Annotated in this window: 16 protein-coding genes; 3 read left to right on the top strand and 13 right to left on the bottom strand. The window is 60.6% G+C overall.

Features of this window, described 5'->3' with window-relative positions:
- Nucleotides 1–27: 27 nt before the first annotated feature.
- The 13 genes from OSC50_RS10910 to OSC50_RS10855 all read right to left on the bottom strand — a co-directional run bounded on the left by OSC50_RS10910 (nt 28) and on the right by OSC50_RS10855 (nt 14,843).
- Complete coding sequence (locus OSC50_RS10910) at nt 28–768, bottom strand: fimbrial biogenesis chaperone (RefSeq protein WP_181077838.1); 741 nt, start codon at nt 766–768, stop codon at nt 28–30.
- 85 nt (nt 769–853) lie between these two features.
- The gene (locus tag OSC50_RS10905; RefSeq protein ID WP_253507898.1) at nt 854–1,402 is read right to left on the bottom strand and encodes a fimbrial protein; all 549 of its coding nucleotides are present in this window, start codon (nt 1,400–1,402) and stop codon (nt 854–856) included.
- Between the two features lie 191 nt (nt 1,403–1,593).
- A complete protein-coding gene (locus OSC50_RS10900; protein ID WP_181077840.1) occupies nt 1,594–2,220 on the bottom strand; it encodes a response regulator transcription factor in 627 nt (208 codons plus the stop codon).
- Between the two features lie 36 nt (nt 2,221–2,256).
- Nucleotides 2,257–3,264: a fimbrial protein gene (locus OSC50_RS10895; RefSeq protein WP_253507900.1), complete on the bottom strand. Its 1,008-nt coding sequence runs from the start codon at nt 3,262–3,264 to the stop codon at nt 2,257–2,259.
- Nucleotides 3,261–4,007, bottom strand: a complete 747-nt coding sequence (locus OSC50_RS10890) for a fimbrial biogenesis chaperone (protein ID WP_266249613.1) — start codon at nt 4,005–4,007, stop codon at nt 3,261–3,263. Before OSC50_RS10890 ends, OSC50_RS10895 begins: the two co-directional genes overlap by 4 nt.
- A 46-nt stretch (nt 4,008–4,053) precedes the next feature.
- Nucleotides 4,054–6,483 (bottom strand): fimbria/pilus outer membrane usher protein, encoded by a 2,430-nt coding sequence (locus tag OSC50_RS10885; RefSeq protein WP_266249616.1) that lies wholly within the window; start codon nt 6,481–6,483, stop codon nt 4,054–4,056.
- Between the two features lie 105 nt (nt 6,484–6,588).
- Nucleotides 6,589–7,122 carry a fimbrial protein gene (locus OSC50_RS10880; RefSeq protein ID WP_253507904.1) on the bottom strand — a complete coding sequence of 178 codons (534 nt, stop codon included), beginning with the start codon at nt 7,120–7,122 and terminating at the stop codon, nt 6,589–6,591.
- A gap of 423 nt (nt 7,123–7,545) precedes the next feature.
- Nucleotides 7,546–10,926: an ATP-binding protein gene (locus OSC50_RS10875; RefSeq protein WP_434085273.1), complete on the bottom strand. Its 3,381-nt coding sequence runs from the start codon at nt 10,924–10,926 to the stop codon at nt 7,546–7,548.
- The gene (locus OSC50_RS26175; protein ID WP_434085274.1) at nt 10,923–11,192 is read right to left on the bottom strand and encodes a hypothetical protein; all 270 of its coding nucleotides are present in this window, start codon (nt 11,190–11,192) and stop codon (nt 10,923–10,925) included. Before OSC50_RS26175 ends, OSC50_RS10875 begins: the two co-directional genes overlap by 4 nt.
- Nucleotides 11,193–11,819, bottom strand: coding sequence for a response regulator transcription factor (locus tag OSC50_RS10870; RefSeq protein ID WP_181077848.1), 627 nt, complete (start codon nt 11,817–11,819; stop codon nt 11,193–11,195).
- A 146-nt stretch (nt 11,820–11,965) separates the two neighbouring features.
- Nucleotides 11,966–13,168 (bottom strand): EAL domain-containing response regulator, encoded by a 1,203-nt coding sequence (locus tag OSC50_RS10865; protein WP_181077850.1) that lies wholly within the window; start codon nt 13,166–13,168, stop codon nt 11,966–11,968.
- 30 nt (nt 13,169–13,198) lie between these two features.
- Entirely contained in the window at nt 13,199–13,522 is a 324-nt protein-coding gene (locus tag OSC50_RS10860; RefSeq protein ID WP_181077852.1) for an ANTAR domain-containing protein, read from the bottom strand.
- 118 nt (nt 13,523–13,640) lie between these two features.
- Nucleotides 13,641–14,843, bottom strand: coding sequence for an EAL domain-containing response regulator (locus OSC50_RS10855; RefSeq protein ID WP_266249620.1), 1,203 nt, complete (start codon nt 14,841–14,843; stop codon nt 13,641–13,643).
- A 179-nt stretch (nt 14,844–15,022) separates the two neighbouring features.
- On the opposite strand from OSC50_RS10855, the gene OSC50_RS10850 reads away from it, so the two are divergent.
- The 3 genes from OSC50_RS10850 (at nt 15,023) to OSC50_RS10840 (ending at nt 16,808) form a co-directional block, all read left to right on the top strand.
- Nucleotides 15,023–15,544, top strand: coding sequence for a GNAT family N-acetyltransferase (locus tag OSC50_RS10850; RefSeq protein WP_266249622.1), 522 nt, complete (start codon nt 15,023–15,025; stop codon nt 15,542–15,544).
- A gap of 95 nt (nt 15,545–15,639) precedes the next feature.
- Nucleotides 15,640–16,260, top strand: coding sequence for a LysE family translocator (locus OSC50_RS10845; RefSeq protein WP_266249624.1), 621 nt, complete (start codon nt 15,640–15,642; stop codon nt 16,258–16,260).
- A 47-nt stretch (nt 16,261–16,307) separates the two neighbouring features.
- Entirely contained in the window at nt 16,308–16,808 is a 501-nt protein-coding gene (locus tag OSC50_RS10840; protein WP_253507915.1) for a VOC family protein, read from the top strand.
- Nucleotides 16,809–16,814: the final 6 nt, after the last annotated feature.

Genomic DNA, 16,814 nt, shown 5'->3' with positions numbered 1-16,814 from the left:
GATTAAAAAAAGGGCGAAAGTGCGGCGTTAAGGCATGTTGCCCAGCGGGGCGGTCAGCGGTTCGGCGTACCCGCCAAAGTCGTTGATGAAGCTGAACATCACTTCACCGTTGTTGCCTTTAAAGCCCGGCAGCGCAAAACGCTGGGTGCTCATTGGCGCAACCATCTTCGGTTCCACCACTTCCACTTGCTGTGGACCGGCGCTGACTTTCACCGCGATAAACGACACGTGATAAGCGCTGGGGTTGTTCACTTGCAACGCGGTCTTGCCGTTGTCCTGCACCAGGCTCCAGCGCAAGGCGTTGGGCGCGTCGTAGGCCGAGCCGGGCAACTTGGCCGGGCGATAGAACAGTTTGATGCGGGTACGCATGGCCACTTTCAGGGTGTTTTCATTGCCTTTGCCGGCCACCGGGATTTCCTGGGCGTTGAAATAGAACACCGACTCACGGTCTTGCGGCAGCGCGCCTGGCACCTTCTGGATGCGCACCATTTGCTCTTTGCGCGGGTCCAGGCGGAACAGCGGCGGCGTGGCCACGAACGGTGTGGTGGTGGTGTTGTCGTCGGCCGCGGTGTTGATCCAGGTCTGCACCGCATAAGGTTGCGCGGTGGTGTTGCTGACCATGATCGAAGCGTCGCGCTTGTTGCCGTCGAACACGATACGGGTGCCGCCGAGCATCACGCCGGCCTGGCCGGCAGTGCTCAACAACACACTGCCCAGTACTACGGCTGCCAGGGGCAACCGCTTGGAAAAAAGGGAAAGAGCGTGCATCTGATTCATCCTCCTGCCGCCCGGGGCCAGGCCCCGAGGCGTGTGGGACGACAGCCGCGCGTCTCGCGGCTGTCCATCGGCCGACTTACTGGTAGTCGACGGTGAACGCAGCCTTGGCGTTGGCCGGGCCGGAGGTCGCCGTGCCGGTGGCGATGTAGTTGGCTGTAAAGCGCAGCGGTTGGGTCAGGTCCAGGTACGGAGCGGAGCCCAGCCCCAGTTGCACGTCGTTGCCGTCTTTATCTTTGATCTGTACCGCGACATTGCTGGCGTGTCCGGCGTCCGGGGTGATGCCAATCCATTGGCCGCTGGCGCCGGCGGTGCCGCTCAGGGACAAGAACTTGACCACCGCTTTCTTGCCAGTGACGCTGCAGCCTGGGGCGGTAGTGTCGATGGTCAGGGTGAACGCGCCACCACCAGCCACGGCACCGGCAGTTGCCAGGGAGCTGGCAGGGACGCTGCCCAGAGACACGTCGCCGGCGCCGGCCGAACCGTTCAGGTCGCTGACCACTACCGGGCACGTGTTGTCGGTCACACTGCCGACGAAGTTGATTTCGCCGTCAGCGGCCATGGCAGCCTGAGAACCAGCAGCCAGAACCAGAGCAGCGACCAAACCTTTGAGAGCAAACTTGTTCATTTTCATATTCCAGATAAGAGAGATGTGGGGAAGCGTGAGTGCTTCGATTCGTCGTGATCGCATTGCCGCCCGGGCGGTGTGTTGTGCGTCTCAACGGGGCTCATTATCTGGAGGGGGGTACCCTTTCCACGTAGGACTAATGCCGCACGCTTGTAGGAATTTTCCTAGTGCTATTTAAAGGGCAACACGCTTCAGACCAGCTCATTGCGCCGCGCGAAGGCGGCCAGGCACACCACCGACTTGACCTTCAGCTTCACGATCAAACGGGTTTTGTAGTTGCTCACGGTCTTGATGCTCAGCAGCATGGACGCGGCGATTTCCGGGTTGCTCAAGCCCATTGCCAACTGCTGCAGGATGGCCAGTTCTCGATCGGTGAGGCTATGGATCAGCTTCAGGTCCTGGCTCTGCACTTCGCTGCGCGCCACCGAATGCATGCCCAGGTTGGGAAAGAAGGTGTAGCCGTCCATCGCTGCCCGCACTGCCTTGACCAGGTAGTTGAGGTCGTCGGCCTTGGAGATAAACCCGGCGGCGCCGGCGCGCATGCTGCGCATGGAATAGAACAGCGCCGACTGCGAGGTCAGCACCAGAAATTTGCATGACAGGCCCAGGGCGCGCACGCGGGCGATCACTTCCAGGCCGTCGAGACGTGCCAGGGTAATGTCCAGCACCATCAGGTCGGGCCGATGCTCGCGCGCCAGTTGCACCGCGTCGGCGCCGTTGTCGGCCTCGGCGACCACGTTGAACTGCTGCTGTTGCAGCACCATCCGCACCGACGCGCGAATGCACGGATGATCGTCCGCCACTATTGCTTTGAGCATAAGCCCCTCTCTGAATCGCCGCCCCGGCAACGGGGCTCAGTAGTAAACGATCTGCACCACCATCACCGCGTCGAACGGCCCGACTTTGGGGTCACCCAAGGGCACCAGGGTCGCGTTGAACGGCACGTCGATATGGCTGACGTCCGCCGCGAAGTTGGCCAGGGGAAATGGTTCGTTGATCGGCACCTGGTTGTTGCGCGCATCGCGGATCTCGATGCCGAACTGGCTGTCGCTGGCTGGCAGGATGTAGTCGCCTTGCACGCTGTTGCTCAGGAACGTCGCACCGATGTTGAGCGCGCTGCTGCATTTCTTTTCCAGTGCCAGGCTCAAAGGTTTGGTCGGACGCGGCGGCGAGAAGCCTGTGGACGACTTGCCGACCGCGCCGAAGTCGACGATGCCCGGTTCCGGCGTAACTTTAACGTCCACCGTGCAGGCCGTGCCGACGATGTTCTGCAAGCCACTGAGCTGGAACCGAAAGTTGCCGAACGGGTTACTCGGCCCACCGTTAAGGCCGTATAAACCGTCGAACTGGAATACGTCGTAGGTGTCCTGGGATGGCCGTTGCAACGGCAGCAAGCCGCGCTTGCGGATGACCACCTGGAACGCAATGGTCGGGTTAACCAGGGAACACGCCAGCATGTCTTCGGCGCTGTGTGCATCCGGGCAACCAGGGGAAACAAACCCGCTGTCCACACCTTGTGTGGGGTTGGCACTCCAGTCACCGTCCCAGGCCGTCACCTGCCTGTACACCAGGCCGAACTCGATGCCCCATGGCGTAGCGTCGAGGCCTGCGGGGTTACCGTAAAAATAGATCGGGTCGTTTTCAGCGTAGTGAATATCGAATTTCTTCCAGCACTTGGCAGAAATCACATGGGTCTTGGAGCGCCAGATGATGGTGCCATCGGGCACCGTGTCCGGCACCGAAACCGGGCCGATATAATCCGTCAGGTAGCTGCCATCGCTCAGCGACGTGCACTGCATTCCCCAACTGACCTGGGCGCACAACAGCAGCAATGCGGCCAGGCACAGTTTGCCAAGCGTCATGGTTTGACCCCGGTGCAGGTTTCTCCGGCGCATTTGAACAACGTGTCTGACTGCCCGCCGAAGTCATTCATGTTGGAGATGCGCAGCGTCTTGAAGCTCGTATTCGCCAAGGCAAAGCGTGCACCGGAAAACGGCGCGATCATGGTCGCAGGCAGCGGCACCGAGGTTTTTTCCTCTCCCGTCAACAGACCGACCACGGTGATATGGAACGGCGAAGGGTTGTCCAGCAGCAGTTGCTTGCCGGCGCTGTCGATCTTCACGTTCAAACGCAAGGCCAGATCTTCGCCACGCTCGCGCTTGACCAACGCCGGGCGGTAAAACAGCTTGATCTTGGACTGTAAGGCGATCTGCATCGCGTTCACCACCTCGGTCTTCGGCGGAATCTCGCGCACATTGAGGTAGAACACCGATTCGCGATCCTTCGGCAACCCCAGCTCCGGCAGCTTGACGATGCGCAGGATGCTGCTCTCGTTGGCCTCCATCCGCTGCAACGGTGGCAGCACCATGAACGGCGCGGTGACCTTCTGCCCCGCTTCGTTCTCGATCCAGGATTGCACCACGAACGGCAGTTGCGGGTTCTTGTTGCTCAGGGTCACGCTCACCGAGGGAGCGCTTTCCTCAAACACCAGGCGGGTACGGTCGGGGACCACGGCGGCATTGGCCAGTAAAGGCGCGCTGGCGAGCATGGCCAGGACCAGGCGGGTAAACAGGCGGTGTGCGTTTACAAAGGAAGTAGGGTGCATGGTGTTTCTCCAAAAAGTTCAGGTTCGCGCCGCTATGGCGCGCGATTCAAAGGCATTGCACAGGCTTGGGAATATCGGTGAGGGCTTGGTCCGTGGGCAGCTTGCCCACTGCACAGTGCTCGGTGTCGTTCCAGCGCACGACCAGGCGGATGTCGGCGCTGATCCCCAGCAGATAGGTCACACCGCCCTCCCCTACGATGCCCAGCTCACGGTTGTTCTGCGCGTCCTGCACCGAGGCGCCGAAGGGCACCGGGCGGCCGTCGGAGCGGGTCAGCACGATGTAGGCGTTAAGGCCCTGGCGCGCGGCGAAGTCGACGTAGCCGATCGCACCCTCGGTCAACGCCAGCCGCTGCACAGGGTTGGAAACCTCGGTGTTGAGCGGCAGTTTTTCCATGTTGATGCGCACGTCGTAGCCCTGGAACGACGGCACACCATCCAGTACGGCATAACCGTTTTTGTTCGAATGGACCTGACCGGTCAGCGCCACGTCCGGCACACCATTGGTGGACACCAGCAGCCGCGTGTCACCGTTGATGCCGTTACCGTGGGCCGATACGCCATAGCGGGTGGCGATCAACGAACTGTCGATTTCACCGGTGACCGAGCTGTAGGTGCTGCCGTCGGTGGACACCGACGCGTTGGCGCGGTACGTCGACGTACGCTTGCCCACATAGGCGTTGACGTAGCGGTTATCGCCCACGCCGCCGTACACCTGATAGTTCAGGCCATCACCATCGTCGTGGCTGTAGCCGACACTGCTCGACGCCCCGCCGCTGCTGGAGCGCTGCATGCTGCTGGAGATGGTCGAATTGCCGCCCAGGGGCACGGTCACGCCCAGGTAGATCTGCGAGTCGTAGCGCCGACTGCTCTGGGATTGGTACGCCGATAGGTTGACGTTGACGTTCCTGACGTTACCCACCGAGAAACTGCGCGCCAGCGTCAGCCCGAAGCGTTCGGTCGGCGAGGCGTTCCAGTAGGTGGAGTGGTCGTAGGAAAGGGTGGTCGACAGCCCCGAGAATCGCTTGGAGAGCATCACCGAATAGCGCTGTTTGCTGGCATTGGACGCATAGGCGTCCGGGTCGCCCACAAACTGCGAAAAGTTGGTAAAGGTACGGTCGGAAAACCGGTAGCCCAGAAAGCGCAGGTCGGTACCCAGGCTGTCGAAGTGCTTGGAATAGTTGATGCGGTACGAGTTGCCCACCACTTTTTCGCCACTCCAGCGCAGCTTGGCACGCGAGGTGGTGACATCGGCGGACAGCGCGCCCAACGCACCGAGGTCCTTGCCCACGCCGACTGCGTTCGACAGGTAGTCGGTAGCCGCCAACACGCCGCCATAGACCGTCCAATCCAAAGGCAAGCCATAGGCCACTTCCGAGGCGACGAAACCAGGCTCGATACTGCCGCTGCCGTTTTGGCGGGGCTCACCGGCGCTCACCTTGTAGCGCAACTCGCCGGCACGGGCCAGGAACGGCACGGCGGCCGTGCTGACGCTGAAGGTTTGCTCGGTGCCGTCTTCCTCGCGCACGGTCACGTCCAGTGTGCCCTGGGCGCTGCTGCCCAGGTCCTGAATCGTGAAGGCGCCAGGAGTGACCGTGGTCGAATACAGCACACGACCCTGTTGCGACACCGTGACCCGCGCATTGGTGCGCGCCACCCCATTGATCAACGGCGCATAGCCACGCAGACTCGGCGGCAGCATGCGGTCGTCACTGCTCAGGCTGACGCCGCGCAGGGCAAAGGTGTCGAACACGTCGGAGTTCAGGTAATCCTCGCCCACCGACAATTTCGAGCGAATCGACGGCAGCGCGCGGTAGGCATACAGGCGGTTGAGCTGGAACGCCTTCTCTCGCTCGCCACGGTCCTGGGTTGTCGACTCTTGCTGGGCCTGGTAGTCGGCGCGCAGGCGCCAGGCGTCGATATTCACCCCGGCGGTACCGTAGCTTTGCAACGAGCGCGAACTTCCCGAGCCGCCCGCACCCCAGGTCTGCCGGTTGTTGGCGATCACGCGGTAATCGAGCATCGCCCCATCGAGGCCGTCGCTCCAGGCGGCAGGCGGGATGTAAGTGGGATCGTCATACTCGAATGCAGCCTGAGGCAGGCTGATCGCCAGGCGCGCGAGGTTTTTCTGGTATTTGACGCTGGCCCCTTCGATGCCGCTGAGGTCGACACACTGGCCGTCGGCCAGGCGCGGTAGACCTTTGAACACAGCCGGCTTGAGGCCAAACGTGGCCACCCATGCTTCGGGCAGGCAGGCATAACTTTCCTGCCCGCTGGCATCGGCTTTGAATTCAACGGAACGGGTGCCGAAATAACGCTGGTTGACACTGGTGTCCAACAAGTAAGTGCCAGGCACTGTGTATTGCGCACGCGTGAACTGACCGAGGCTGATATCGTCATTATTGTCGATATTCAGAAACTCGTTATTGAACTCCACGGCATAGGAATACTGCGCAGCGGAAGTTAATAAATAGATCACGATAAGTTTGCGGCAGTACACGGAAAGTACCCTATCAATATGTTTTGGCAGGCAAGAAAAAAGGGGCTTTCACCCCTTTTATCCAGAGCTGCTTAAACCGTTGAATCAGTTGTAAGCAACGGTGAAGTTGGCGACGCTGTCTGCTTCACCGGTGGTTACGGAAGCGGCGGTGGCTTCGTACATGGCAGCGAAACTCACTGTGTTGTTACCGTTCTGCAGCAAGGTCGGAGCAACCTGCTCCTTGCCGTTTTCCAGCAGTTCGCCGGCACTGCTCTGCAGGCGGATACCGACGTTCTGAGCCAAACCGGTGGTGGCGAACAGGGCCGGAACAGTTGGATCAGTGGTGCCAGTGAAGGTGAAACGGGCGTTCTTGTAAGTCGTGGTATCACAATCGGTCAGGACGATGTCGAAGCCTTTCGGCTCCGAGCGGTCGGCAATTTTCTTGAACCGGTTGGAAGGCACCTGGCCCAATGGCACAGTCTGGTCCAGGGAGTTGGCATCAATGCCGCATGCGCCGGAAACGATTTCACCGGTAAAACGTATAACACCTGGGTTGCCGGTTGGTGAAGACGCCGCGTTGGCGAAAGAAGCAAGGCTCATAACTACGGTAGCGGCGGTAACAGCGACAATCTTTTTCATTTAATGTTTCTCAGAGAAAGTAAGTGATCGGACCAGTTGGCCTGGCTTCGCAACCTTATCGGTAGTGGCAACTTCACTTATTTTAAGCACAAGTGCTGAATCGACGACTGAAGCCGAACAACTCCATCGCGCTGGTTATCCCCATAACGCTTTAATGTTCAACCAGCTTTCGAAACAGTGATGCCGTACTGACTTAGTAAAGAGGCCTGAGCAATGTTGCTCCGAGGAGAATAATGCGCGATGGGACTTACCGCTCTCGTAGGGGTTTTCTCTTCGAGATGTAGGAATTTTCCGCAGGACAATTCAATCGCGATCAGCTCACCCAGATTGACGAAACCTTGCGCTGAAGCGAGCAAGCTTGTTTGCGCGGGGCGCGCAGCGGCCCCAAACCGGACGGCTGGGGTTTATCGCAGAGAACACCGTTTAAAGATGCGGCTCAAGCCGTTCTTTCAAACGTTCCATCGCGCCCAGCAACAGGTCGACGGCTTCGGGCAGTGTCGCGGCATCAGGGCTGTCACAGGCCACTTCCAGGGCTTCGCAGCAACGGATCAGTTCCTCGGCGTGGATAATCCGCGCGCCGCCCTTGACGCGGTGCGCCAGGTCGGCCAAGCCCGGCAGATCGTGCTGGGAAAACAGCAGCATCAGGCGCGCCATGTCTTTGTCATTGCTGAGCATCAGGTCGTTGAGCAGGCGACTGATGGACGCGGCGTCGCCTCGCGTCAGTTGGCGCAGGCTGGTCATCTCGATACTGTCCGGAGCGTCATCACGCCGTGACGGCGGCTGTTCTTCCAGCGGCGGCAGCTGCGGCAGCTGCGGTGCGACAGAGGCCAGCCGTGCGCTGAGGTGCTTGAGGCTGATGGGCTTGAACAAACAGTCATCCATACCCGCAGCCAGGCAGCGATCTTTTTCCTCGGCCTGGGCATTGGCCGTGAAGCCAAGAATCAGGCACGGAGCCAGCTCACGGCTGCGCTCATCGTCACGGATCGCGCGGGCCAGTTCGTAGCCGTTCATGATCGGCATGTTGCAGTCGGTGATCACTACATCAAACGGGCGCGACAGCCAACTGCGCAGCCCATGGGCGCCATCCTCGGCGTCCTCGACCCGGTGGCCCAGGTAGCTCAGCTGCTGAATCAACAGCAGGCGGTTGGCCGGGTAATCATCGATAACCAGAATATTCAGCGGCCGCCCAGGCGCCTGGACCTCCAGCGCGGGTGGTGCGACTTCAGTCAGCGGTGCCATCACCGTCAGGTTCAACTGCACCACCACCTGCGTGCCCCGCCCCACCACGCTGTGCAACTGCAGTTCACCGCCCATCATTTCGCACAACGTGCGGCTGATCACCAGACCCAGGCCGGAGCCGCCGTGCAGCGACTGGTTGTTGGAATTGGCCTGGCTGAACGGTGCGAACAGGCGTCGCTGATCGGCCTCGGAAATGCCGCAGCCGGTGTCCTCGACCTCAAGGGTGATACCCAGGCGCTCATGTTCGGCGCTGCCATTGACCCGCACGCTCAATCGCACCTGGCCGCTCTCGGTGAACTTGATCGCGTTGCTCAGCAGGTTGGACACCACCTGTTTAAAGCGCATCGGGTCGATCAGCACATCGCAATAGGTGCCGGCATCCAGCTCCAGCACCAGGCGTAGATGTTTCTGCCGTGCCACGCCATCGAACACCCGCACCACCGACTCAAGCAGTTCGCGCAGGTTGGCGCGCTCCGGGGTCAGCGACAGACGCCCGGACTCAATGCGCGCGATGTCGAGGATGTCGCCGATCAGGTCCAGCAGACCGCGGGCCGCGCCTGAGGCCACCTCGATAGCGAAGCGATCCATCACGCCCTGGTCGGCTTTTTTCAAGGCCATTTCCAGCATGCCGATCACCGCGTTCATCGGCGTGCGGATTTCGTGACTCATGGTCGCCAGGAAGATGGTCTTGGCGCGGTTCGCATCGTCGGCGCTCTGCTTGGCGCTTTGCAACTGCCCCAATAAGTGCTGACGCTCGCTGACATCAATCCAGCCGGCGATCATCCCGGCCACTTCACCGTCGTGGCCGCGGTACGGCAGGATCCAGTGATAAATCGTCAGCACACGCCCGTCGGGCATGGTCAATGGTCGATCATGGGCCTGGGAAGTACCCTTCTCCATCGCCTCCAGGTAATCGCGGTGATAGTCGGCGGCTTCGCCGATGCCCCCCAGGCCGCCATCGATCAGGGTTCTACCGATCACCGTGTCACGCTCGACATTGAAGACTTGCAGGTAACCGGCGTTGCAGATCACCAGCCGCCCCTGACGGTCGCGCACATAAATCGGGTTGGGTGTGCCGTCGATCAACACCCGCATGAATTCCATCTGGTCATTCAGCGCCAGCTCCGCCAGTTCGCGGCGCCGCACCTGGCGACGTAAGTACGCGATCCAGGCGATGGCCAGCAGCAGCAGGACACTGGCAAACACGAAGCCTTGGATAATCGCGCTGCGATGACGCATCCAGTAGCTGTCGTCAGTCAGCAATTCACCGCGCCAGTTGTCGCTCAGTTCATCCATCTCTTCGGGGCTGATGCTGAGCAGGCCCTTTTCAAGGATCGAATAGAGTTCCAACGCACCCCGGTCGGTGGCGAATGCCACGCGGGCCGGCTCGGTGCCGACGGTGCTGCCGATCTGTAAACGGTCGCGGTATTGCCGCGAGATCAAGTAGCGCGCGCTGACCAACGAATTGATCGCGCCATCGGCGCGGCCCTGGGCGACCATTTCCATGGCGTCCAGCGAGCTTTCGGCGGTGACCGTGCGCACCTCGGGAAAGGTGTCGTGCACGTATTGCTGCAACAGATTACCGCTGATCACCGCCAAGCGCTTGCCGGCCATCTCATCCAGGATGCGCGGCGCACCATCGCCCGCCGGCGTTACCAGCACAAACGGCACGGTCAAGTAAGGCCGGGTGAAGCGCAGCTCGCCTTCGCGCTCGGAGCTGGGGGTGAAAGCGGCGAGCATGTCAGCCTTGCCCGTAGCCACCTGGCTGACCAGGTCGTTAACCGAGTCAAGGTGCACCACATCGAACTTGAGCCCGGTGCGCAGGCTGATCTTGGCCAGCACATCGGCGCTGATACCACGAAAACGCCCGTGCTCATCCAGAAAAGTAAACGGCAGGAAGTTCTCGTTAATGGCGACCTTGATGCGCGGATGTTTTTTTAACCAGGCGTACTCGTTACGGCTCAAGTCGAGTTTCTGTTTACCCAATACCGAAGTCCCTCCCGCCCCCCAGCGACGCAGGATCGCCATGCGTTCGTTGGTCGGAATTGCCGCCAGAGCCTTGTCGACCACCTGCACCAGGGCGGCATTATGCGGCGCGAAGGCGAACGCGAACGGCTGAACTTCCATGCGCGAGAAGTCCGCCAGCTGCACATTATTGAGGTAATTTTTGCTGATCAGGTAGTTGGAGGTAATCGCATCGCCCAAGTACACATCGGCCTGGCCGAACGCCACGGCACCGAGCGCGCTGAGCGCCGAGGTGTACAGGCGGATATCAGCCTTCGGGTAGTAATCCTCCACAGCCTTGGGCGGCAGGTAATTGTCCAGCATCGCCACCTTCATGCCGGCGAGGTCATCGCTCAGCACCGGGGCCTCGCCCTCACGGGTGACCAACACCGGTTGGTCGTCGGCATAGGCGCTGGACATCAGCAGCGCTGCATCCTGCGCCTCGTACCCGTTGGCGCCGCCGACCATATCCACCCGGCCCTCTTTGAGCGCCGTCAATGCCTCGGTTCGCGAAGGGTAACGATGGACCACCACCGGGGTGTGCAGCAATTGCGCGATCAACTGCGCATAGTCGGCGGTGAGACCTTCATAGTCGCGGCCGCTGACGCTGATGCCGAGGGGGGAAAGTCCGGCGCGGAGGTCCCCAGCACCAAGCTGCCCTTCTGACGCAGCAACCGCCATTCCTGCTCATTGAGCTGGACCTGGTAATCCTTGACGTCGGAACGGCCGAGTACCTTCAACACCATCGGTTCCTGATCGGCCCGTGCCGTCATCAACAGAAACGGTGCCAGCACCACTACCAGCCAGCTGCGCAGTAATGAGCGCATCTAGATCAGGTTATTGCGCTTGGCGAAATCGGCGAGGTACACCACCGATTTCACGTTGAGCTTTTCGATCAGCCGAGTTTTGTAAGTGCTCACCGTTTTGGCACTCAACAGCAACCCGTCGCCGATTTCCTTATTGGTCAAGCCGATGGAAAGTTGCTGCAAAATCGTCAACTCACGGTTGGACAGGCTCTGGATCAAGTCCAGGTCGGTGGCGTCGGTGTCTTTACGCCGCACCGAGCTGTTAGGCAGGTCCGGGAAAAACGTGTAGCCGCCCATCACCGCCTTGATTGCCTTGACCAACTCATCCAGGCCGTGGGTCTTGGAGATATAGGCCGCAGCGCCGGCTTTCATGCAGCGATTGGAATAGAACAGCGGCGACTGAGACGTGAGCACTAGAATCTTGCTGGGCAGCTCCAGTGCGCAGATGCGATTGATCACTTCCAGGCCGTCGAGCTTGGGCATGGCAATGTCGAGGATGATCACATCCGGGGCGTGCTCGCGTGCCAGCTGCACGGCGTCGGCGCCATTGTCGGCTTCCCAGACCTCGCCATAACCTTCCTGCTTGAGCAGCATGCAGACCGAAGAACGAATGAAGGGGTGGTCATCCACCACTAATGCTGTGTTCATTTGAACCCCTGTAAGGCATCACTAAAACTGGCCATGGGTACGACAGGAATGCGCAAGCGTGCAGGTTGAACGCGGCAAACCTTATCGCACAGCCGACAGCCAAGTCGCCATAAGCTGTAGGAAGTATCGTCGCTTTTCTGAAGAACCTAAACTTTCTTTAAAACCGGTGCCGGCAGCGTCTCCAACCATCGCAGGAAAACACCCGCATTCATCGGCAATGCCAGGTGGTAACCCTGGCCGATGCGGCAGCCCATGGCCGTCAATGTGTCCTGCATGGTCTGGCTGCTGACCCCTTCGATTACCAGTTCCATGTGCAACGCACGGGTCAAGGCCAGCGCGCCCGCCACTACGGCGCGGCTGCCGGGGTTGACCAGGTCGTGGATCACCGAACCGTCCAGTTTGAGCTGGTTGAACGGTAGTTGACCGAGCATCTTCAACGACGAAAACCCCATGCCGAAGTCATCCACCGCCAAGGAACAGCCGAGCATGCGCAGGCACACCAGGTTTTCCTGGGTGGCGGGTTTCAGGGCCAACAGGCCGTTTTCGGCCAGTTCGAAGGTGAAGGACTCACCGGGCAGTTCATGCCACAGCAAGGTGCGCTGGATATGCTTGACCAGTGCCGGGCCGTCGAGCTGCGAGGCGTGCAGGTTGAATGACAGCTCCAGATCGATCCCCTGCAGGCGCAGTCCCTGCAGCAGGCCCATGGCCTGGTCGAACAATTGCTTGAACATCTCGTCGATCAGGTTGTATGCCACCATCCCCGCCAGAAACACCTGGGGCAACAGCACGCCTCTGGACGGGTGTTCCCAGCGCACCAGCACTTCGGCGCCCGCCAATTGCCCGGTGTCCATGACGCGTTTGGGTTGGTACCAACCACGAAATTCCCCCAGGGCCAGGCCCAGGCGCAGATCCGCCTCACTGGGCAGCTCCATATTGGCGAGCGAGGCACTGCTCCCAGCGTCGGCGGGTCGACGGTACTGGCTCAGCACTTTGTGTAACGAACGCAGGCTCAACGGGCGGTCGAAGACGCCGATCAGCGCCAGGCCACCGAACGACGGCATGTGCCCCAGTGCACGGCGAATATCCGGCGGCGTATCAACCGCCAGAATCAGCGCTTCGGCCAGGCCTTGCTGACTGACTCTGTCCAGAAACTCCAGGCCCTGGCGATCGCGACCGGTGATGTCACACAGCACCACATCCACTGCGCCCTGTTGCCGTAAATGCATCAATGCCTGATCGCCATCCACGGCCAGCACCAGATCGCGCGCTCCCAGACGCTGGAGCATCTTAACCAGCGCACTGCGCTTGAAACCTGGGTTCTCAACAACCAGCACACGTGGATAAGCCATCGGCTCAAGTCCCTTGGCAGCGAACAGTGTCTAGATGGCCAGCGCCGAATGGGCGCACGAAGAATCTGTATTGGTCGTAGGCAGCGAGTTCAGATCGTAGATGTAGGCGCTGCGAATATTGCGGCTGCGCCGGATAAAGTCAGCCATGTCCACACCGGCTTCGGTCGCCAGGGAAGCATTGACGATGACCAGGTCGAAGATCCAGGCATCGGCCTGGGTCAGCACGTCAAGTTCGTGGTAAGACGCTACCGGCGCGATGCGATACTGGCCCAGCAGGTTCAAGCGTTTTTCGATCAGCAGCCGTTGGCTGTGACGTTTGTCGGCGATCAGTATCCGCAGGCGTTGCATGGTCATGGCAGTCGGTTCCCGCACAATGAATGGAGTGGTCGTTTGCTTACAAGCGATAGGCCATCCTAGGCAGGGACCGGCTCAAACAGAGAAGGAAAACGCCCGCAACCGTGTAGGGCTTTTCCTACAGATTGTTGGATGGCGATGGTTGCCGTTGCAGCCATTGCAGAAAATTCGCTTCATTCATTGGCCGCGCGTACAGATAGCCCTGACCCACTTCACCACCCAGGGCCAACAATTGCGCGCGTTGCGTCGGGGTTTCGATGCCTTCGATCACCACGTTCATGCCCAAAGCGTGACCGAGGGCCAGGGTGCCACAGATCACCGCTCGGCAACGTGGCTCGTCGTCCAGCGTGCGGATGAACTCACCATCAAGCTTGATCTCGTTGAAGGGCAACTGGCACAGGCGCTGCAACGAGGAAAAACCGGCGCCGAAATCATCGATGGACAAGCGGCAGCCCATCATGCGCAAGCGCACCAGGTTTTCCAGGTTGGGCACGGCAGCCTCCAGCAGCCCGACTTCCGTCAGCTCAAAGGTCAGGCACGAAGCGGGTATGGCATGCAGACGCAGGATGCCCTTGATGGTCGCCACTAACGCAGGGTTGGCCAACTGCGACGCGTGCAAGTTGAAGGCGGTGTTTACCTGGAGGTCAAGTTCGCGCAGTCGACGTTGAAAGCTCAGCACCTGATCGAGTTGCGCGAACAGCAGCGTATCTATCAATTCCAGGCGTTCCAGCACCGGCATGAAGGACACCGGCGTCACTACCCCCAATGTCGGGTGCTGCCAACGGCACAATATCTCCGCCCCGCAAACCTCGCCGGTCAGCAGATTGAATTTGGGTTGATACCACGGCTGGAACTGCTGCTCGGCGATGGCGGTGCACACCTGCTCCTCGGTGGCCAGCCACACTTCTGGTCGCGCCTGTTTACTCACCGATGAATTCAAGTATCTGTTGATCAACTGCCGCAGCACATCACACGGCAACGGTTTGCCTGCATCGCCGAGCAAATCCAGCCCTAGGATTTTGATGATCTGATGGATCGACCGACGCAGATCGGCGGGCAGCGAGCTGCTGATAATGATCGACTTGACCTGCCCTGACACACCTACCCGCTTCAAGAACTCCAACCCGTCCATGCCCTCCATTTGCAGGTCGCACAGAGCAATATCCACCCGTCCGACGGCATCCAGCACCGTTAACGCCTCGTAGCCATCGCTGGCTTCGAACACCTCATCACAGCCGAGGGAACGCAAGAGGTTTACAGCGACGGAGCGCTGAAAAACATGATCTTCGAGGACCAGAACGCGAAGCGGTAAACGGGACATGGGCGGCGGCTCTTGGGTTGGACGGTGCAAGTCTGCGTGCGATCGGGCTCTATTTGCGCATGAAAAAGCCTTTCTGCGTGTAGGAAAATTCCCAGCAACATCACCATGCTCCAAGCGGACGTTATTCCGTCATCAATGGGCATCATAGTAAGAGGCTCGCCAGCGCCAGGAGCCCATCAATGATTCGCAAAGCACTCCCCTGCGACGCCCCGGCGATCGCCCAGGTGCATATCCGCAGCTGGCAGCACGCCTATCGTGACCTGATGCCTGCCCACTACCTGGACTCCCTGGACACAACCCTGGCTCGCCGTGAAACACACTGGCGACGCGCGCTTGAGTCCGAGCAGTCATGCGTATGGGTCGCACAACTGAACGAGCAAGTCATTGGTTGGATCTGCGTCGGCGCCAGCCGTGACGAAGATTCTACCGGGGGCGATGTGGGTGAGATCGAAGCCCTCTATGTCATCGCCAGCCATTGGCACACCGGCGTCGGGCTGGCGTTGTGGAACGCCGGTGTGCGGGCGCTGAAGGCACAGGGCTTTAAGCGCGCGACACTTTGGGTCCTGAGCGGTAACGAACGGGCTCGGCGTTTTTATCAGCGGGTGGGGTGTCTAGAAGAAACCGGCAGTCGGCGCCCGCTTGAACGGGGTGGTGCCAGCCTGGCAGAGGTGAGATACGGCTTCTCCTTATCCGCAACATAACGCTGTGGCGGCCAGAGAGAAGCTCTAGAGATTGCCCCGCCGCCCCGCCCAACCTTATGCTCGACGCTCCCCGCTCACCCGCACCCGGAGCCGCCATGGACCTCGCCACCCTCGCCCTCTTCCTCCCCGCCTGCTTTGCGCTGAACATGGCGCCCGGCCCGAACAACCTGCTGTCGGTCAGCAACGCGACGCGCTATGGCTATCGCACCTCGTGCCTGGCCGGCGTCGGCCGCCTGTTGGCGTTCGCCGGGATGATCGCCCTGGCCTCGGCCGGCCTGGCAGTGGTGCTGCAAACCTCGGAGCTGCTGTTCTACGCGATCAAGCTGCTCGGCGCGGCGTATCTGTTGTATCTGGCGGTGCAGCTATGGCGCGCCAATCCCGAGGCGCCGGCCGGCTCCGCGACCGCCAAAGTCGGCGTGTGGGCGCTGGCGCGTCAGGAGTTTCTGGTGGCGGCGGGCAACCCCAAAGCCATCCTGATCTTTACCGCCTTCCTGCCGCAATTCGTAGTGCCCGATCAGCCCGTCACGCCGCAATTCGCCGTGCTCGGCGCGATGTTCCTGGTGCTGGAATGGATCGCTATCTGCCTCTACGCCTTTATGGGCCTGCATATGCGTCGCTGGTTTGCCGAGCCGCGTGGCAAGCGCTGGTTCAATCGCTGCTGTGCAGGGTTGTTGTCGGCGGCGGCGTCCGTGTTGCTGATGGCCCGCCGGGCGTAAAGCGCGTGGTCTAGACTGTGTCCACCCCTTCACGGCGGAGACCGATCATGCCCAGCAAAAATACCGTCTGCCTCTGGTACGACGGCACGGCCGAAGACGCCGCGCGCTTTTACGCCAAGACCTTTCCAAACAGCAGCGTGGACGCCGTGCACAAAGCGCCCGGCGACTACCCGTCAGGTAAGCAGGGCGACGTGCTGACGGTGGAATTCCGCGTAATGGGCCTGCCGTGCCTGGGCTTGAACGGCGGGCCGATATTCCCGCAGACCGAAGCATTTTCGTTCCAGGTGGCCACTGACGACCAGGCCGAGACGGATCGTTACTGGCACGCGATCATCGACAACGGCGGCCAGGCCAGTGCCTGCGGTTGGTGCAAGGACAAGTGGGGCGTGTCATGGCAGATCACGCCGCGGGCGTTGACCCAGGCGATTACCCATCCCGACGCCGCCACCGCCAAGCGCGCCTTCGACGCGATGATGGGCATGGGCAAGATCGACATCGCCGTCATCGAAGCGGCGGTGAACAGTCCCCAGCTTGGCAAAAAAATCTAAAGATCA

Source organism: Pseudomonas quebecensis (assembly GCF_026410085.1).
Classification (GTDB): Bacteria; Pseudomonadota; Gammaproteobacteria; order Pseudomonadales; family Pseudomonadaceae; genus Aquipseudomonas; species Aquipseudomonas quebecensis.
The sequence above is the reverse complement of the archived record's forward strand: the minus strand, read 5'-3'. Positions and strand labels throughout refer to the sequence as shown.